Below are 19,249 nucleotides of genomic sequence, written 5' to 3'. Positions count from 1 at the left end.
AATAAGAAACGCTAGGAGAACTGCCGATGCAAGTATCACGTCTCCGCGCTTTGCGCGGGCCCAATTTGTGGAGCCGTCAGACAGCCATAGAGGCAGTCGTTTCCTGCGACACTCCTGAATCTCTGCCGGGGGGCATGCCGGGTTTTCTGGATCGCCTGTACGCGCGATTCCCGCAAATCGATTTGCTTCGAGTCGCATCTTGCCCTGAAGCGGAAATGCTTGCGCATGCGCTCGAGCGCACTGCACTCGGACTCGAAGTACAGGTGGGTTGCCCGGTGGCTTTCAGCAAGATCGCTCCGACGCTTGAAGCCGAGGTTTACCAGGTCGTCGTGGAATACAGCGAAGAGGCGGTTGGCAGGCTCGCCTTTGATCTTGCACAAGCCCTGTGTAGCGCGGCTATCGAAGATACCCCTTTCAATCTGCCCGACGCCCTGCAGCATCTGCGTGAGCTCTATGAGGACATACGCCTGGGGCCGAGCACCGGTTCAGTAGTGCGGGCAGCGGTTGCCCGCGGCATTCCCTTCCACCGGCTGACTGATGGTAGCATGGTGCAATTCGGCTGGGGTAGCAGGCAGCGGCGTATTCAGGCTGCAGAAACCTGCCTCACCAGCCTGGTAGCCGAGTCGGTCGCGCAGGACAAAGAGCTTACCCGCTTCTTGCTGGATGCTGCCGGCGTACCTGTCACACCCGGAAGGCCGGTTACAAGTGCGGAGGATGCATGGGTGGCGACCTGTGAAATCGGCAGCCCTGTCGTCGTCAAGCCGCAGGACGGCAATCAGGGAAGGGGGGTCCGCGTGAATCTCGTGAGCCGAGAGCAGGTGGAAGCAGCATACGCCGTTGCGGTTGAAGTCACTGGAAAAGTAATGGTTGAGCGCTACATTCCCGGGCACGACTATCGCATGCTGGTAATTGGCAACAAGCTGGTCGCCGCAGCACGACGTGAGCCGCCCCAGGTTGCAGGAGATGGGATTCACACGGTTGGAGAATTGGTGGAGCAGATCAACAGTGATCCGAGACGCGGTGAGGGACATGCCAACGCGCTTACAAAAATCCATTTTGATGAAATCGCTCTTGCCCACCTTGCAACTCAGGGTCTGACATCGGAATCCGTACCGCCGGTGGGAACGCGAGTAGTTCTCAGGAATAATGCGAATCTTTCGACCGGCGGAACAGCGACAGATGTTACCGACGAAGTTCATTCGGAATTTGCGGCGCGTATGGGCGAAGCTGCCCAGATGATTGGCCTTGATATCTGTGGAGTGGATGTTGTCTGCGAAAGCGTGTCCAGACCTTTGGAGGGACAAGGCGCCATTATCGAAATCAATGCAGCGCCAGGCTTGCGCATGCACTTGCAGCCTTCCTTCGGCAAAGGGCGGGCGGTGGGAGAGGCGATCATTGCAAACATGTTCAAGAAGGGCGATGATGCCCGCATTCCGGTAGTGGCGGTAACAGGCACCAACGGCAAAACGACTACTGTCAGGCTGATTGCCAATATTCTTGATTGTCAGGGGCTGCGTGTCGGCATGACAAGCACAGACGGCGTCTATATTGAGGGGCAGCGTATCGACACCGATGATTGCAGCGGTCCCAAGAGTGCAAGAAAAGTGCTTCTTCATCCGGATGTGGACGCGGCAGTGCTTGAAACTGCGAGAGGTGGTCTGCTGCGCGAAGGATTGGCTTTCGATCGTTGTGATGTCGCGGTGGTTACCAACATCGGAGTCGGTGATCACCTCGGTCTTTCCTACATTAATACCGTGGAGGATCTGACCGCCGTCAAACGCATCATCGTGCAGAATGTGAAGCCCGGGACAGGTGTGGCAGTGCTGAACGCCGCTGATCCGTTTGTGGCAGGCATGGCGGCTCATTGCCCTGGCAAGGTCACTTTTTTTGCGCGCGATCCGGATAATCCCGTGATCGCGAAGCATCGCGCCCAACGTAAACGTGTCGTTTACGTCGATGGCGACGCAATCATCGCTGCGGAAGGCAATTTCGAATATCGCCTTCCGTTTGCAGGCATACCTGTGACACAGAATGGCGCGATCGCATTCCAGATTGAAAACGCCATGGCGGCCGTTGCAGCAGGCTGGGCGCTGGGTCTCGACTGGCAGATCATTCGCGGCGGTCTCGCGAATTTTGTCAGCGACATGCAAACTGCCCCCGGCCGCTTCAATTTCTTCACTCATCGGGGGGCTACACTTATTGCCGACTACGGCCACAATGTCGATGCGATTCGCGCACTTGTAAATGCAATTGACAAGATTCCGGCGAAACGGCGCTCTGTGGTTATCAGCGGTGCTGGCGATCGACGCGATGAGGATATTCGACAGCAGACGGAAATACTGGGAGATGCTTTCGATGAAGTGGTGCTTTATCAGGATCAGTGCCAGCGCGGTCGCGCGAATGGGGAGGTATTGAGCCTGCTGCGGCAGGGCCTGGAAAAGGCGAAACGCACCCGGAAGATCAAGGAAATCTACGGAGAGCTTGGAGCCATTGATGCCGCATTTGACGATCTGAAAGAGGGAGAATTGTGTCTTATTCTCATCGATCAGGTGGATGAGGCGCTGGGATATATCACCAAGCGGGTGGTAGCTGGCTGATAGGGGAGTTATCCATTCCCCGAGATTCGCGGAACACTCTTGATCCGAGCGTTTCAAGGATTTCTTACTCCGGTTTTACGCAAAAACGTCGAGTCCTTCTCTCTGTTCGCCCGATCCTGAGCTTGAAGAAGGATCGAAGACTGAATCGACAAAGGTAATCCATTTCCCCTCTATTGTTCCGGAATCCGCATTCTTCCGGTGAGAGGTGGGGAGAGTGGGCAGTTTTAGCTCCTTATCGGTTGCAATCCACAAAAATTGAACCTAAACTGAAAATCACGTCAGTAGAGATACCGGTTTGTCCGGTGCTGAGTTTATGTTGTTCACCTACGAAGGAGAATTTCATGGCTGGAGATAGCGTTTACAAAATAACGGAGATAATCGGAACCAGCACGACTTCCTGGGAAGACGCCGCCAAGAACGCCGTGGAAACAGCATCAAAGACATTGAGAGACTTACGCGTCGCTGAAATAGTGAAGCTGGATCTGGTAGTCGAAAACGGCAAGGTGGTGGCTTATCGTGCGAGGGTAAGCCTGTCTTTCAAATACGAGACCGGTAAATAACCGGCTTTCCGGCACCATGAGGCAAAAGAGCTCATAGGGCCCATAGAGCTAGATGGACCGGGATGCCGCTGGTCTTGCTGAATCAGGGTGCGAAGAATAATCGGAACAACAGCCGAGGCAAAGTAAAAAAGACAAAAACAAAGGAGGCGCGGAAATTCGCGCCTCCTTTGTTTTTTCTACCCTGCTGAATCAAGTTTATATCGCTGCCGCTGCTTCTTCCTCAAACTGAAGCTTTACTTTGCTATCGGCATCGATATCGACAGTCACTCTGCCGCCATTGGCCAGACGTCCGAACAGTAACTCATCCGCCAGGGCGCTGCGTATGGTGTCTTGAATGAGACGCGCCATCGGCCGTGCGCCCATGAGAGGATCCACACCGTTCCTGGCAAGATATTCTCTCAGTGCATCGGTGAATATCGCATCCACTTTCTTCTCCTGTAACTGTGTTTCAAGCTGCATCAGGAATTTATCCACCACGCGCAGAATCACTTCTCTATCCAGCGGCGCAAAGGAAATAATCGCATCCAGCCGATTACGGAACTCAGGCGTAAACATCCGCTTGATATCGGCCATCTCGTCACCTGTTTGCGCGGCCTTGGTGAAGCCCATGGTAGCCTTGCTCAAGGCTTCCGCTCCGGCATTGGTGGTCATAATGATGACAACGTTGCGGAAATCCGCCTTGCGGCCGTTATTGTCCGTCAACGTGCCGTGATCCATCACCTGCAGCAGGATATTGAAAATATCCGGGTGCGCTTTTTCAATTTCGTCCAGCAGCAGTACGGAATATGGCTGCTTGATGATAGCCTCGGTGAGCAAACCACCCTGGTCAAATCCCACATAGCCCGGCGGCGCGCCGATCAGACGCGAAACAGCATGCCGCTCCATATATTCGGACATGTCGAAACGGTGCAGGTGAATGCCAAGCGCGTAGGCGAGTTGCCGTGCAACCTCGGTTTTGCCGACCCCGGTCGGGCCGGAAAAGAGGAAAGAACCGACTGGCTTTTGCGGATTGCCCAAGCCGCTTCTCGCCATCTTGATCGCTGCGGTCAGCGCATTTATGGCCTTGTCCTGCCCGAACACAACCGCTTTCAGGTCGCGGTCCAGAGTCTTGAGCGTGTTGCGGTCATCACTGGAAACATTCTGCGCCGGAATGCGTGCAATCTTGGCGATGATGCTTTCTATTTCGTGCCTGCTGATTACCTTGCGCTGCTTGGATTTCGGCAAAACACGCTGGGCCGCACCGGCTTCGTCGATTACGTCGATTGCTTTATCCGGCAGATGCCGGTCGTTGATAAAGCGGGCTGACAATTCCGCGGCGGTTGTAAGCGCGGTAGTGGTATATTTGACACCATGATGGGCCTCATAACGCGCTTTCAAGCCACGTAGTATGGAAACCGTTTCATCCACGCTTGGTTCGGGCACATCAATTTTCTGGAAGCGCCGCGAAAGCGCATGATCTTTTTCAAAGATGCCGCGATATTCGCTGTAGGTGGTGGCGCCAATGCATTTCAGCTGCCCGGTATTCAGTATCGGTTTCAATAGGTTGGAGGCATCCAGGGTGCCTCCGGAAGCCGCTCCAGCCCCGATCAAGGTGTGAATTTCATCGATGAACAGTATAGCATTCGAGTTCTCGAGCAACTGTTTCAGTACTGCCTTCAGGCGTTGCTCAAAATCACCCCGGTATTTGGTACCCGCCAGCAATGCGCCCATGTCGAGGGCATAGACCTGATGATGTGCAAGGATCTCGGGAACTTCGTTCTCGATAATTCGCCGCGCCAGACCTTCAGCGATAGCTGTTTTGCCTACCCCTGCCTCCCCTACCAATAGGGGGTTGTTCTTGCGCCGGCGGCACAGCGTCTGTATGAGGCGCTCCAGTTCGCGCTCTCGCCCGATCAACGGATCGATCTTGCCTGCCAGCGCCTGGGCGTTGAGGTTGACCGCGTAACTTTCCAGCGCGCCCCCCGCATTCATTTCCTGCTCGGTATCTCCTTCGCTTTCGGTTTTGGCGCTGGTTCCCTGCGGAACTTTGCTGATGCCGTGAGAAATATAGTTCACGACATCGAGTCGGGTTACCCCTTTTTGATGAAGAAAATAAACTGCGTGGGAATCCTTTTCCCCAAATATCGCTACCAGTACGTTTGCGCCCGTAACTTCTTTTTTCCCCGAGGACTGCACATGCAGAATCGCGCGCTGGATAACGCGCTGAAAACCAAGAGTAGGCTGCGTATCTACCTCTCCACTCCCTCCTACAGTCGGCGTGTTTTCGGTAACATGCTCAGTCAGCAGCCGGCGTAAATCGTCCATATCAACCGAGCAGGCGCGCAATACCTCTGCGGCAGTCGGATTATCGAGCAGGGCCAGTAACAGATGCTCGACCGTAATGAACTCGTGGCGCTTCTGACGCGATTCCACGAATGCCATATGCAGACTTACCTCTAATTCTTGAGCAATCATTTCAGTTCTCCTCCATCACGCACTGTAGCGGATGCTGATGCTGCCTTGCAAATGCAACTACCTGCTCGACTTTTGTGGAAGCCACATCATTGGGATAAACTCCACATACTCCAGCTCCATCCATATGGACTTTGAGCATGATTTGTGTCGCCTGTTCTCGGTTCTTGGAAAAAAAAGTCTGTAATACAGTCACCACGAAATCCATCGGCGTGAAGTCATCATTCAGCAAAATAACCTTGAACATTGGTGGCGGCTTGAGTTTACTCTTTTTAGCCTCAAGTACAACCTCACCATGATTTCCTGCAGCCATGATCCTGTATTCTTGCCTTCAATTAAAACGGAAATATAACAACTTCCAGTCTTTATATTTGATGATTGCGCTGAAATATTCAAGTACCTTTTAGAAAATTTTCTGCTGCATTTCTACCAAATAACGGGGCCGACTACTTGACTTGAACAATGGATTTGCGTAAAACAGCTCTTGGCGTTTGGCTTCAAGTTCTCTGCAGCACCGGTTACAGCCGTTTTGCGGTCTTGAAACTCAAACAGTGTTCGGGTTTCCGGCCCGGTTTTATTTATAGGAAGCAATAATGGCAACTGGTACAGTAAAATGGTTCAATGATTCAAAGGGTTTTGGCTTCATTACACCCGATGATGGAAGCGAGGATTTATTCGCGCACTTCTCCGCAATCAATATGTCCGGATTCAAAACTCTCAAAGAAGGTCAAAAAGTAACGTTTGAGGTTACCCAGGGTCCGAAGGGCAAGCAAGCATCAAATATTCAGTCTGCTTAAAGATTTCATGCCGGGGCGTGCGAGCGCACTGAGCAGCATGTGATCCATCACAGAATTATACAAAGCCCCTTGCTGTAAATCAGCAAGGGGCTTTTTCTTGTCGAGGATAAGCAGCAAGCTCAGCAATGCGCTTGACGCTTGCTTACCCTTCCGCCCCCAGAGCGCCAGATTTTCAATGCGCCAAGTTTTCAACGGGCCATGTTTTCGATCAGGGCCTGCCCGAATGCTGAACAGGAGACTTTTTGCGCGCCGGCCATCAGGCGGGCGAAGTCATAAGTTACGGTTTTATCCTGAATGGTTTTTTCCATCGACCGCGTGATGAGAGCAGCGGCTTCCGCCCAGCCCATATGCCTCAGCATCATCTCCGCGGACAGAATGATGGAGCCTGGATTAACCTGATCCTTGCCGGCATACTTGGGGGCGGTTCCATGGGTCGCCTCGAAAATGGCTATCGAGTCGCTCATGTTTGCGCCGGGAGCGATCCCGATGCCGCCTACCTGCGCGGCCAAAGCATCGGAAACATAATCACCGTTCAGGTTCAGTGTGGCGATGACATCATATTCCTCCGGCCGCAGCAGAATCTGCTGAAGAAAAGCGTCGGCGATCACATCCTTGATCACTATACCGCCTTTATCCTCGGGCAGCTTCATCCATGGACCGCCGTCGAGCAGGCTTGCCCCAAACTCTTTTGCTGCAAGCTGGTAGCCCCAGTTCTTGAACGCACCCTCGGTAAATTTCATGATGTTGCCTTTGTGCACCAGTGTTACCGAGCGCCGTCCGTTATCGATCGCATACTGGATTGCTTTGCGTACCAGCCTTTCGGTCCCTTCCCGGGATACCGGCTTTACGCCGATCCCTGCAGTTTGGGGAAAGCGTATCTTGGTGACGCCCATGTCGTTCATTAGAAAATCGATGACTTTTTTTGCACCTTCTGATCCGGCTTCCCATTCAATACCGGCATAGATGTCTTCCGAATTCTCGCGAAAAATGACCATGTCGGTTTTTTCCGGATTTTTCAGGGGGCTAGGCACTCCCTGAAAATAACGAACAGGACGAAGGCATACGTACAGGTCCAGTTCCTGGCGCAAAGCGACATTGATGGAGCGGATCCCGCCTCCCACCGGGGTGGTCAACGGCCCCTTGATCGAAACCACGTACTCTTTCGCCGCCCGCAGGGTTTCCTCGGGTAGCCAGACATTTTCGCCATAAATCCGCGTCGATTTCTCGCCGGCATAGATTTCCATCCAGGAAATCCTACGTTTGCCTCCATAAGCTTTTTCTACAGCGGAATCCACTACCTTCCTCATTACCGGCGTAATGTCCACTCCAATCCCGTCGCCTTCTATATAGGGTATGACCGGATTGTCCGGCACATTCAGGGAAAAATCCGGATTTACGCTGATTTTTGAACCTTCCGCTGGTATGCTGATGTGCTGATACATGCTATCTCCATTTGTTGAGCTGGGCTTGGTTCCATAATCCAGAACAAGCCGGAACCGGATCGGCAAAATTTATACATTTTAACCGCGTTTCCCGCGTTTCGGACAGAAGCGCTTGCTTTTGCCCGCGAGCTTTCCTATATATCCCGAAAAGCGTTACAGGCGGCAGCAGCAGGACGGCTTCCTTTATAATAAACAGGGGGATGACATTTCCCGCCCGTATCCGGTTGTATCCACGTTCCGCTATTTGATAATTAAAACGGTTGAAATAACGAAATCATGATCTGGAAACCCAATGTGACGGTTGCAGCCGTAGTGGAGAAAGACGGGCAATATCTTCTGGTGGAAGAGCAAACCAGTAGCGGCTTGTTGTTTAATCAGCCGGCGGGTCATCTGGAGCCGGGCGAGTCAATCATCCACGGCGCGATACGGGAAACCCTGGAAGAGACCGGCTACACGTTTGTCCCCCGATCCGTACTCGGCATTTACCACTGGCATTCCCCGGCGGAAGATACGACATTCATACGCTTCGCTTTTTCCGGGTCAGTGAGCGACCACGATCCCGGCCGTAATCTGGATTCTGGGATCGTACGCGCTGACTGGTTCGGCATCGATGAAATTCGCAGCATGACCTATTGCCACCGTAGCCCACTCGTCATGAAATGCATCGAAGACCACCTGGCGGGGAAGGGCTGTCCGCTCGACATTCTTACTCATTTGGCTTGAAATGAGCAAAGCGCGCGTAGTTGTCGGAATGTCCGGCGGGGTGGATTCCTCTGTCGCTGCCTTGTTGTTGAAACAGCAGGGGTATGAAGTAATCGGCCTCTTCATGAAGAACTGGGAAGATGACGACACGGATGAATACTGCTCATCCCGACAGGATTTGATAGATGCGGCATCCGTGGCGGATGTCATTGGAATTCCCCTTGAAGCGGTAAATTTCTCCGCCGAGTACAAGGAGCGGGTATTCAGCCATTTTCTTGCCGAATACAAGGCAGGCCGGACACCCAATCCAGACGTGCTGTGCAACGCCGAGATCAAATTCAGAGCGTTTCTGGATCATGCGGCGGGGCTGGGCGCGGATTATATCGCGACAGGCCATTATGCGCAGGTGCGCAATACGGATGGCGTATTCCAGTTACTCAAGGGTGAAGATGGAACGAAGGATCAGAGCTATTTTCTTTATCGGCTCAACCAGGCGCAGCTGTCCCGGACACTGTTTCCTATCGGGCATCTTTATAAGCGCGATGTGCGAAGCATCGCGAAAGACTACGGGTTGCCCAATTTCTCCAAGAAGGACAGCACCGGCATCTGCTTTATCGGTGAACGACCCTTTCGCGAATTTCTCAACCGTTATTTGCCGAATGATCCAGGGGAAATGCAAACCCCTTCCGGGGACCTCATGGGCACGCATGCCGGCCTTATGTATTATACCATCGGGCAACGACAGGGATTGGGCATAGGCGGAACAAGGGGGGGAGACGGCGAACCCTGGTTTGTTTCAGACAAAGATATGAAGCACAACATTCTGACGGTGGTTCAGGGGCATGATCATCCCGACCTGCTCAGGCCCGCGCTTATCGCAACCGACCTGACATGGGTGAGCGGCAAGATGCCTCGCTGCAACTGGGTGTACGCGGCCAAAATCCGTTATCGCCAACCGGACGCTCCCTGCTCGATCACTTCCCTCGACCGCAACAAATGCGAAATCGAGTTCGCCCAGTCGCAGTGGGCCGTGGCGCCGGGGCAGTCAGTGGTGGTATACGAAAGCAAAGTGTGTCTGGGGGGAGGTATAATTACCGCTAGGCAAGATGATTGAGAGGGAAAGCAGATAAAACGGACAGCAGAGGTGGTAGGGATAGGATGGGTGGAGGGTGGAGGCTGAAAGCCGCAATCCATCACCCGTCACCAGAATTCGATGGGTTACGCTTCACTCCCCATCCTGCGGGCTGCGGGAAGTAATGATCCTCATTTTCACGGAAGTTGAAATCCAAATTTATCTCCAGGTAAGAAAATGGATACCTGCTTCCCGCAGGGATGATCCATCTTATCTGGCAATGTCGCTGTCAGTCCCGCGGGGCGGTTTCCATGAACGCAGGCCGTTTTTCCAGACGGTCGGAAAGATCCGCGAGATTGGGAAAATTCTCCCGCCACTTGATCTCCGGAAACCGGAAAGCAAGATAGCCCAGCGCGCAGCCCAACGCAATGTCAGCCAGCGAATAAGCATTTCCATCGCACCATTTTCTGTCACCGAGCTCCCTTGCCGCCGCTTCCAGGCCTCCCTCAACCTTTTTCTGCTGGCGGGAGATCCACTGTCCGCTTTGCTGTGTCTTGCTACGCTTGCGTTCCAGGAAAATGGCGGCAGCGGCATCGCAGATACCGTCCGCCAGCGCTTCCCAGCGTTTTACCGCGATGCGCCGCCGATTGCCGTCCGGAATCAGACGCGATACGGGATTGACACTGTCGAGATATTCGACGATCACGCGTGAATCGAACACGCTCGTCCCATCGTCCATGATCAGCACCGGCACCTTGCCGAGCGGATTGTAGTCGGGTACTTGGCTATCATCGTTCCAGGGGACATCCAGTTCGAAGGTATAACCAACGTGCTTTTCGGCGAGGACAATACGTGCCTTGCGTACGTAGGGGCTGGTAAGCGATCCAATAAGCTTCATGGCGAATCTTGAAGAGAGTGGTCAACGCGCATTATATCGGCTTTCCGCACTGCATGGCATAACGGGACCGAAGCCTACCTGTGTTAAAATTTCGCCGGAAACCAAGCTATGAATTCATCCTTTCTCACCGCACTCTCTCCCCTTGATGGCCGTTATCACGGCAAAGTCGATGCATTGAGGCCCTATTTCAGTGAACTTGCGCTGATCCGTTACCGCGTCCAGCTTGAGATTGAATGGCTCAAGGCATTGAGCCAGGCATCTGTCATTAATGAAGCACTGCCGTTATCCGCGGATACGGTTGCGCAGCTCGATACCTTGGTAACGGATTTCTCCGAAAGGGATGGCGAAGCGGTCAAACTCATCGAGGCGCGCACCAACCATGACGTGAAAGCCGTGGAATACTGGCTTCGCAAGCAGTTAACGGGGAATGCCGAGATTGGCAGAATCGAACAATTCATTCATTTTGCCTGCACTTCAGAGGACATCAACAATCTTTCCCATGGATTGATGCTGATGCACAGCCGCGACGATATCATGTTGCCGGCGCTGGATAACATTATTGGCAGTCTCATCCGATTTGCGCACGAACTGGCCGAGGTACCCATGCTTGCGCGCACGCATGGGCAGCCTGCCACGCCCACGACAGTGGGCAAGGAGTTCGCTAACTTCGCTTATCGTCTGCAACGGGGATGCCGGCACCTTGCGCAGGTGGCTGTTCTCGGAAAAATCAATGGTGCGGTGGGCAATTACAACGCGCATCTGGCAGCGTACCCCGACTTCGAATGGGAGAAATTTGCGCGGGATTTTGTGGAAAAGCTCGGCCTGGAATTCAATCCTTATACCACCCAGATCGAACCGCACGACACCATAGCTGAACTGTTCGATGCCTATGCCAGGATCAACACGATCCTGCTGGATTTCAACCGTGATATATGGGGATACATTTCGCTGGCGTATTTCAAGCAAAAAACCCGAAAAGATGAAGTCGGTTCCTCAACCATGCCGCACAAGGTCAATCCGATAGATTTTGAAAATTCCGAAGGCAATCTCGGGATTGCCAACACGCTGCTGCGGCACTTGAGCGAGAAATTGCCAATATCGCGCTGGCAGCGCGATCTTACCGACTCCACTGCGCTGCGTAACATGGGTGTGGCATTAGGGCACACCTTACTGGCATATGACTCCTGCAGCAGGGGTCTGGACAAACTGGAAATCAATCCAGGCCGTCTGGAGGAGGATTTGAGAAATGCCTGGGAAGTGCTGGCCGAGCCTATTCAGACAGTGATGCGCCGTTACGGCATGCCGGATTCATACGAGCGGTTGAAAGAGCTGACCCGTGGCAAAGGTGGCATCACCCAGGCAGCGCTGCATCAGTTTATTGATGGTCTTGCCCTTCCTGATACAGAAAAAAAACGATTGCGTGAACTGAGACCTGAAACATACCTGGGGAACGCTGCTGCATTAGCGAGAAAAATCAGCGTGGAACACTGATTTTCACGTCTTTTTCTATCAAGCTGCCCCCTGCATACATTGTCGAGCCTGGAAATTTTTGGGCTTGAAATTCGAGAAACCATCCCGATATGTTTATGGATAGAAAATCAGGAGAAAGCCATGACAGAAGAAAACCGACCTCAACCAGACCAGCCCGAATTGACTGTTACAAGCGAAAACGGCGTACAGGAAACCGGGGAAAACAAGGCCAAGACGCCTGGGCAGGAGGGCGAAACCATGCCCAGCCTGGAGCAGTTACTGAAAAAAGCCGAACTCGATGCAGCGGAACATTATGATGCCTGGCTTCGCGCCAAGGCTGAGGGCGAGAACATAAGAAAGCGCGCCCAGATCGATGTCACCAACGCGCACAAATACGCTATTGAAAATTTTTCGACTGAACTGCTTTCGGTCATGGACAGTCTGGACGCTGCATTGGCGGTGGAAAATGCAACCGTCGAGAATTTCAAAAGCGGCATGGAGTTGACGCTCAAGCAGCTCACTGCGGCTTTCGCCAAGTTCAATATCAAGCAGCTCAATCCCCAGGGTGAAAAATTCGATCCGCATTTGCACCAGGCCATGTGCATGGTGGAGTCCGAGCTTCCGCACAACACCGTAGTGCAGGTTATGCAGAAAGGCTACGTGCTGAATGATCGCGTTATCCGGCCGGCGCTGGTTTCGGTTTCGAAGGGAAAAGAGTCTTGAAATCACGATCTTTACCCCCATTTCAGCGGTAACAAGCGAATTACTCGACGGATTTATAACAACGGATATCAAGAATCAACTAATACAAGGATCAATTATGGGAAAAATTATCGGAATCGACCTGGGAACCACTAACTCATGCGTCGCCGTCATGGAGAGCGGCAAGCCCAAGGTGATAGAAAACTCCGAGGGGACACGCACTACGCCTTCCATCGTTGCCTACACGGAAGATGGCGAGATTCTGGTGGGCGCCTCTGCCAAACGGCAGGCGGTCACCAATCCGAAAAATACCTTGTTCGCGGTGAAACGCCTGATCGGTCGGCGCTTTAACGAGGAGATGGTGCAAAAGGACATCAAAATGGTGCCTTACACCATCATCAAAGCCGACAACAACGATGCATGGATTGAGGTGCGCGGCAAGAAAGTCGCGCCACCCGAGGTGTCGGCGCAAGTGCTCATGAAGATGAAAAAGACGGCGGAGGATTATCTGGGCGAACCTGTGACCGAAGCCGTCATTACCGTTCCGGCTTATTTTAACGATTCCCAGCGGCAGGCCACAAAAGACGCAGGCCGCATCGCGGGACTCGAGGTCAAGCGCATCATCAACGAGCCAACCGCGGCTGCGCTTGCTTTCGGAATGGATAAAAAGGAAGGAGATCGCAAGATTGCCGTGTACGATCTGGGCGGCGGAACATTCGATATTTCCATTATCGAAATCGCAGAAGTCGAAGGCGAGCATCAGTTTGAAGTGCTGGCGACCAATGGCGACACTTTCCTGGGCGGTGAGGATTTCGACGCTCGCATCATCGAGTATCTGGTGGATGAGTTCAAAAAGGAAAGCGGTATCGATCTCAAGAAGGATATGCTTGCTTTGCAGCGGTTAAAGGACTCTGCGGAAAAAGCCAAGATCGAACTCTCTTCCAGCCAGCAAACCGAAGTCAATCTGCCGTACATCACGGCGGATGCCAGCGGTCCGAAGCATCTCGCGGTAAAAATCACGCGAGCGAAGCTGGAAAGCCTAGTGGAGGATTTGATTACGCGGACAGTGGAGCCCTGCCGTACCGCCATCAAGGATGCGGGTATAAAGGTTTCCGATATCGACGACGTTATCCTGGTGGGTGGTCAGACCCGCATGCCCAAGGTACAGGAAAAGGTCAAGGAAATTTTTGCCAAAGAGCCCCGCAAGGATGTGAATCCTGACGAGGCGGTGGCCGTGGGCGCAGCGATCCAGGGTGGCGTGTTGCAGGGTGCGGTGAAGGATGTGCTACTGCTGGATGTGACGCCGTTGTCGCTGGGTATCGAAACGCTGGGCGGCGTGATGACCAAGCTGATCCAGAAGAACACGACTATCCCGACAAAGGCGCAACAGGTATTTTCCACCGCGGATGACAATCAGACCGCCGTAACCATTCACGTGCTGCAAGGCGAGCGCGAGATGGCATCCGGCAACAAGAGCCTGGGCCAATTCAACCTGGCCGATATCCCGCCAGCTCCGCGCGGCATGCCGCAAATCGAGGTGACATTCGATATCGACTCGAACGGCATACTGCATGTGTCGGCCAAGGACAAGGCCACAGGCAAGGAAAGCAAGATCAAGATTCAGGCGAGTTCCGGTCTGTCGGAAGAGGAAGTGCAGCGCATGGTCAAGGATGCCGAAGCCCATGCCGAGGAAGATCATAAGGCAATGGAATTGGTCACGGCGCGCAATCAGTGCGATGCGATGATCCACTCTGTGCAGAAAACCATGAAGGAGCATGGGGATAAACTGGCCGATGAGGAAAAATCCAGGATAGAGGCGGCACTGAAAGAGGCGGAAGAAGCTTTGAAGTCCGGCGACAAGGAAACCATCGAAGCCAAAACCCAGGCACTGGCTGAGGCTTCGCATAAATTGGCGGAAAAGATGTATTCACAGGGGCAGGGCCCGCAGGCCGGACCCGGTGAGGAACCTTCCGGCCAGAGCGGCGGGACCGAAAAACCTGTCGAAGGAGAAGTTGTCGATGCGGAGTTCGAGGAAGTAAAAAACAAGAAGTAAATCCGCGAAGCAGCCAAAAAGCATCAAGACATTCTAAGCGCAGCGGTGCAGGAAAGGCGCAGCATTCCTTTCCGCATCCTGCGTTTTGGCGTGCCGGAGAGGAGCTGGTTTAAGCTACTCTGCTACTCTCCGTGCTGCCAAATTTTCAAGAAGACTATATGAGCAAACGCGACTACTACGAAGTGCTGGGCATTAATCGCGACAGCAGCGAGGATGAAATAAAAAAAGCATATCGCAGGCTGGCGATGAAATATCATCCGGATCGCAATCCGGATAGCCCGAAAGCAGAGGAACACTTCAAGGAAGCAAAAGAAGCCTACGAAATACTTTCAGATCCGAGAAAGCGGGCAGCGTACGACCAGCATGGCCATGCCGGAGTGGATGCCAGCATGGGTGGTGGTGGCCAGGGATTTGCTGACGCATTCGGCGATATATTCGGTGATCTTTTCGGGGGGCGCGGCGCGCAAGCCAATGTCTATCGCGGGGCGGATCTGCGCTATAACCTGGAAATTTCACTGGAACAGGCCGCGCGCGGAACCGAAACGAAGATTCGTATTCCCACCATGGATGCCTGCGGCACCTGTCATGGCAACGGCGCAAAGCCTGGCACCTCCCCCACCACTTGCCCTACCTGCAATGGCCACGGGCAAGTGAGGATGCAGCAGGGATTCTTCTCGATCCAGCAGACGTGTCCCAAGTGCCATGGCAGCGGCAAATTCATTTCCAGCCCATGCAATACATGCGGCGGTTCCGGCCGCGTCAAACACCATAAGACGTTATCCGTAAAAATTCCGGCGGGTGTGGATGAAGGCGATCGCATCCGCTTATCGGGAGAAGGCGAATCAGGGATCAACAGTGGTCCTCCAGGGGACTTATATGTCGTCATTCACCTGACGCCTCATTCAGTCTTTCAGCGCGACCACAACGATTTGCACTGTGAAATGCCCATCAGTTTCACGACCGCAGCGCTGGGAGGCGAGATCGAAATTCCTACGCTGGAAGGGCATGCCAAAATCCGGATACCGGCGGAAACACAAAGCGGAAAAATTTTCCGACTGCGCGGCAAAGGGATCAAGGGCGTGCGTAGCAATAACCCGGGTGACCTGTTGTGTCATGTTGTGGTGGAGACGCCGGTCAAGCTTACCCCTCGGCAGAAAGAACTGTTGCAGGAGTTGGAAGCGATCAACCAGGAAGACGGTTCTCGTCACAGCCCACGCGCAAAATCCTGGATGGATAAGGTGCGGGAGTTCTTTGCAGAGTGATTGCAGAGGGCCTGTTAACACTTGTTTCGCGGCCTGCGTTGCTGCAAGAAAAAGCGTAGGACAAGGCGCGAAGCGCAGGGCATAGTGAACCTATGCTCAAGCTTTGCAACGCAGCCTCCACGTTTTTTCATGGGCAACCCGAAGGGACGGGACCGATTTTATCCAACCCATCATTACTCGCCGCTTACAGAGGCTTACTCTGCGGCGCGGCTCACGCCTCGTGCTGAATAAAATCCACCTCCGTCGCGGGTGCGAAACAAGTGTTAACAGGCCCTATATTCGAGGCTACAAAGCCACAGAGTCAGTGTAGCTTCCCACATTGACTGATATCCTTCCCCTTTGCTGCACTAGAGAGCGTTCCGGTTCGGTTTCGCAAATCGGGCAGTTCTCATAAAACCATTTGCATATGCGGGAACACCGGAGTGATGATTCTGCCCCGGATTCATCAAGGTATCGTCATTCCCGCAAAAGCGGAAATCCGTTGGTTTGTTATTACGTTAAAAAGATCTGGAGACCGCTTTTGCGGGAATGACGATCAAGGTTTTTTCCAAAAGATTCTGCCCTTACAAAGCAGCTGTCTTTTGCCTATGCAGTTCTCCAGATTGCCGCTCATTTTATTCCGGACAGTAGTACGCATCCTCGTCGTTTCATACAAGCTCATACCCAGCAATTAGCGGAGTCTTCCCCTTCTTATTCCCCGATTTGAATCCAGCCCGGCGGTGCTAACCTTTCGGAACGCAGTTGTATCGATGTCGCTTCCTTGGGGCGAGAGACTCGGGCACTGCGCTTTCATAATCCAAGAAAAAGAAGCGTGCTGGAAATACCTCATTCTGTCAGTGATCGGTATCAAACCGAAGAAGCTGCTTTTGGCATCCCGGTTCCTTGATGGATGGAAATTTCTTCCAGTACGTTGGATTTATTCATTCAAAGCATATAAGGGGAATCTCAAATGACTTTAATCAAGAAGAATTCTCGCCTGTTTTTACAGGCGAGCTTGTGCATGCTGACGCTCTCTGTGAGCGCAATTCATGCCGCAGATAATCCCTCCTTCTTAAAAGAGAGCACTTCATCAAGCATCGCTGTTCCGACGGCAAACGCCGGCAAAATGCGCACCAGAATCGACAGCTTGCGTGGAAAAGACGACAAGGCGCTCGCCGACGATGACGATTATGCGGATAAGGGGCGTGGAAGAGGGGCTCGCGAGCCGTTGCCGTTCGACCAGTATCCCAACGTCTATAACGGTTATGTTCAGCCTATCGCAACCGCGATCGACTACCACAACGGGATGGTTTATCTCTTCAATTATGAAAACGACGGGCTGATCATCCTGGATCCCACCACACTTCCCGGTTGGCCCGGAAATGTTCCCCTGCAGCATACGGTAGTGATGCCCGAAGGAAACAGGATTTATCTCACTTCCGACAATACGCCGGATCACCCTTCCTATATCATCGCCCTGGGTGTGAACGAAATCAATTGGGATACTCGCTACGCTTCTCTGAGGGTGGATGCCGTGCTGGCGACTGATTCACCCAATAATCCCTCCGAATTACCATTTGTCACGCCGGTCAATCCCGTACAGGCCGTTCCCAATTGGCTCATAGGCAGGGGAACGCAAATTCATGGCCCAACCCTGTTGCCGTACTCCGATTTTCTCTACTTTACGGAATTTACATCGGACAGGATACGTGTCATCAACCACAAAACGAATCAGTTCCTGAGTTTTGATCCAATCGTCATACCTGGCTACACGGAGCAAACCCATGGGGTTAACTTCAACAAATCGGGCACCATTGGTCTTGGGACAGGTTATTTTTTCGATAACAGCGTGATCGATGTATACAAGCCGAACAGGGAAACGGGTGAATTGCAGACGGTAGGCCAGATCATGCTGGGCGACGAAAAGAGGCATGCAGCTTTTACCCATTTCGTATACTGGCTGGATGAGCGGTATGCGGTCACCGCATCGATGCAATTCGACAAAACTTCCCTGACACCCTCCAGCACCCAGCAGATCATTCCGCCAGGCGTGTGGCTGATCGACACCCACTTGGGAACCGCAAAGGAAATAGTCAAGACTGCGCATCACGCCAATGCTCCTGGTGTATTCCGCTCCGCATCGGATATCGCCGTGGCGAATGGCAAGCTCTACATCGCAGAAGAGGACACGCTTGATTTTACATTCGGCAATGATGGCTACATCTCGGTATTCGACTTGACCGACCGCGAAAAGCCGAAGTTCATCAAGAGACTGCGGCCCGGTTTCGAACTTCCGAAAGGGTACGCCGTCGCTCATACGATCAGCCCGACACTGGATCACCGTTATTTATTGGTGGCAAGCTGGGTTTCCGGATATGTCCTGAAGATCGATACTGAAACTGACACGGTAGCCAAGGTATGGGGGCCGCGTGACGGTCTTGTCAAGCCGCATGGCATATTTGCCGCAGGCGGTCTGCGCTGATCCCGGCAATCCCGCTTTTCCTTTATACCTTCGTATTCCGGCCCATCCTCTCCTCCAGGATTTTTCCCGAAGATTGAACAGGATGGGCCGCTTCCGGAAGCCAACCAGAAGAATTCATTGACACTATGAAATACATCAGCGAAATCCGCCCAGGGATATACCGGAAATACGTCAACGCTATGCTGGCAATCCTGCTTCTGGCGGCGAGTGCCGGAAGTGAGGCGGCTACCGTTCTCCTGCGCCGCCCGATACCCTTGCTTCCCGAGGCTGCTGCCCGCTTGAGTCAGGTACATGCGGGCAAGGACCTCCGGATGTGGCAATTGGTCGTTTTCGGGTTTGCCCACTGCAAGGATGTCTGTCCGGCGTCGCTTGCCAATCTATCCATGCTGGTCAAAGCCGGCGTTGCCGAGCGGATCAGTCTAGGTGGAATCTTTGTAACAATAGACCCGGACCGGGACACCGATGCGATCCTGTCCCAGTACATCAGGACCTTCGGAACCGACCTTGGCTATTTGCGGCTCAAGGGTGGGGAACTGGAGCGGTTCAAGACTGCTTTCAGTGTGGAAACCGCCTTCTATACGAAAAATGCCGGGAATATGCTGAATTATCAGGTGGATCATAGCACTACTGCGTTTCTGATCGATCCTGCAGGAAATATCAGAGTGATATTCGATGCATTGACGGACGCCACCGATATAGAAGATTTATTTCGCAGGAACAGGACATTGTTCGAATCATGATTCGCCCTGGTGCACTGCTCCCACTGCTGATGGTCTTCTCTC

General features: G+C 53.1%; 16 protein-coding genes. 11 read left to right on the top strand and 5 right to left on the bottom strand.

The annotated features are described in order from the left end of the window. Positions 1 to 26 precede the first annotated feature (26 nt). Positions 27 to 2,597, top strand: a complete 2,571-nt coding sequence (gene cphA / locus AC52W5_RS00190) for a cyanophycin synthetase (protein ID WP_495669506.1) — start codon at positions 27 to 29, stop codon at positions 2,595 to 2,597. Positions 2,598 to 2,938: 341 nt separating this feature from the next. Next, positions 2,939 to 3,157, top strand: coding sequence for a dodecin family protein (locus AC52W5_RS00185; RefSeq protein WP_074974823.1), 219 nt, complete (start codon positions 2,939 to 2,941; stop codon positions 3,155 to 3,157). A 195-nt stretch (positions 3,158 to 3,352) separates the two neighbouring features. On the opposite strand, the gene clpA is transcribed toward AC52W5_RS00185, so the two are convergent. Continuing rightward, positions 3,353 to 5,611 carry an ATP-dependent Clp protease ATP-binding subunit ClpA gene (clpA, locus tag AC52W5_RS00180; protein ID WP_495669505.1) on the bottom strand — a complete coding sequence of 753 codons (2,259 nt, stop codon included), beginning with the start codon at positions 5,609 to 5,611 and terminating at the stop codon, positions 3,353 to 3,355. Between the two features lies 1 nt (position 5,612). After that, positions 5,613 to 5,921 (bottom strand): ATP-dependent Clp protease adapter ClpS, encoded by a 309-nt coding sequence (gene clpS / locus AC52W5_RS00175; protein ID WP_074974821.1) that lies wholly within the window; start codon positions 5,919 to 5,921, stop codon positions 5,613 to 5,615. 280 nt (positions 5,922 to 6,201) lie between these two features. On the opposite strand from clpS, the gene AC52W5_RS00170 reads away from it, so the two are divergent. Then, positions 6,202 to 6,405, top strand: coding sequence for a cold-shock protein (locus AC52W5_RS00170; protein ID WP_011381544.1), 204 nt, complete (start codon positions 6,202 to 6,204; stop codon positions 6,403 to 6,405). Here the strand turns inward: AC52W5_RS00170 and AC52W5_RS00165 are convergent. Both AC52W5_RS00165 and icd read right to left on the bottom strand, forming a co-directional pair. After that, complete coding sequence (locus AC52W5_RS00165) at positions 6,385 to 6,597, bottom strand: hypothetical protein (protein WP_074974820.1); 213 nt, start codon at positions 6,595 to 6,597, stop codon at positions 6,385 to 6,387. The genes AC52W5_RS00170 and AC52W5_RS00165 overlap by 21 nt on opposite strands. Then, positions 6,594 to 7,847 carry an NADP-dependent isocitrate dehydrogenase gene (icd, locus tag AC52W5_RS00160; RefSeq protein WP_495669504.1) on the bottom strand — a complete coding sequence of 418 codons (1,254 nt, stop codon included), beginning with the start codon at positions 7,845 to 7,847 and terminating at the stop codon, positions 6,594 to 6,596. The genes AC52W5_RS00165 and icd overlap by 4 nt, the downstream gene beginning before the upstream one ends. A gap of 276 nt (positions 7,848 to 8,123) precedes the next feature. On the opposite strand from icd, the gene AC52W5_RS00155 reads away from it, so the two are divergent. Both AC52W5_RS00155 and mnmA read left to right on the top strand, forming a co-directional pair. After that, the gene (locus tag AC52W5_RS00155) at positions 8,124 to 8,570 is read left to right on the top strand and encodes an NUDIX hydrolase (RefSeq protein WP_112891754.1); all 447 of its coding nucleotides are present in this window, start codon (positions 8,124 to 8,126) and stop codon (positions 8,568 to 8,570) included. Between the two features lies 1 nt (position 8,571). After that, positions 8,572 to 9,663 carry a tRNA 2-thiouridine(34) synthase MnmA gene (mnmA, locus tag AC52W5_RS00150; protein WP_495669503.1) on the top strand — a complete coding sequence of 364 codons (1,092 nt, stop codon included), beginning with the start codon at positions 8,572 to 8,574 and terminating at the stop codon, positions 9,661 to 9,663. Between the two features lie 247 nt (positions 9,664 to 9,910). On the opposite strand, the gene AC52W5_RS00145 is transcribed toward mnmA, so the two are convergent. After that, on the bottom strand, positions 9,911 to 10,519 hold the full coding sequence (locus AC52W5_RS00145; RefSeq protein ID WP_074974815.1) for a glutathione S-transferase: 609 nt from the start codon (positions 10,517 to 10,519) through the stop codon (positions 9,911 to 9,913). Between the two features lie 108 nt (positions 10,520 to 10,627). Here AC52W5_RS00145 and purB point away from each other — a divergent pair, with 108 nt between their 5' ends. From purB to AC52W5_RS00115, 6 genes are all read left to right on the top strand, one after another. Continuing rightward, on the top strand, positions 10,628 to 12,010 hold the full coding sequence (gene purB / locus AC52W5_RS00140) for an adenylosuccinate lyase (protein ID WP_495669502.1): 1,383 nt from the start codon (positions 10,628 to 10,630) through the stop codon (positions 12,008 to 12,010). A gap of 120 nt (positions 12,011 to 12,130) precedes the next feature. Continuing rightward, on the top strand, positions 12,131 to 12,712 hold the full coding sequence (grpE, locus tag AC52W5_RS00135; RefSeq protein WP_074974813.1) for a nucleotide exchange factor GrpE: 582 nt from the start codon (positions 12,131 to 12,133) through the stop codon (positions 12,710 to 12,712). Positions 12,713 to 12,809: 97 nt separating this feature from the next. Then, positions 12,810 to 14,744: a molecular chaperone DnaK gene (dnaK, locus tag AC52W5_RS00130; RefSeq protein WP_495669501.1), complete on the top strand. Its 1,935-nt coding sequence runs from the start codon at positions 12,810 to 12,812 to the stop codon at positions 14,742 to 14,744. A gap of 158 nt (positions 14,745 to 14,902) precedes the next feature. Continuing rightward, positions 14,903 to 16,006: a molecular chaperone DnaJ gene (gene dnaJ, locus AC52W5_RS00125; RefSeq protein ID WP_074974883.1), complete on the top strand. Its 1,104-nt coding sequence runs from the start codon at positions 14,903 to 14,905 to the stop codon at positions 16,004 to 16,006. A 949-nt stretch (positions 16,007 to 16,955) separates the two neighbouring features. Continuing rightward, on the top strand, positions 16,956 to 18,467 hold the full coding sequence (locus tag AC52W5_RS00120; protein ID WP_495669500.1) for a YncE family protein: 1,512 nt from the start codon (positions 16,956 to 16,958) through the stop codon (positions 18,465 to 18,467). A gap of 125 nt (positions 18,468 to 18,592) precedes the next feature. After that, positions 18,593 to 19,207: an SCO family protein gene (locus AC52W5_RS00115; protein WP_495669499.1), complete on the top strand. Its 615-nt coding sequence runs from the start codon at positions 18,593 to 18,595 to the stop codon at positions 19,205 to 19,207. The last annotated feature ends 42 nt before the right edge of the window (positions 19,208 to 19,249 follow it).

The sequence above is a fragment of the Nitrosospira sp. CT genome (assembly GCF_059489795.1).
Note: the sequence above shows the minus strand (reverse complement) of the source record. Positions and strands in the feature narration are given on the sequence as shown.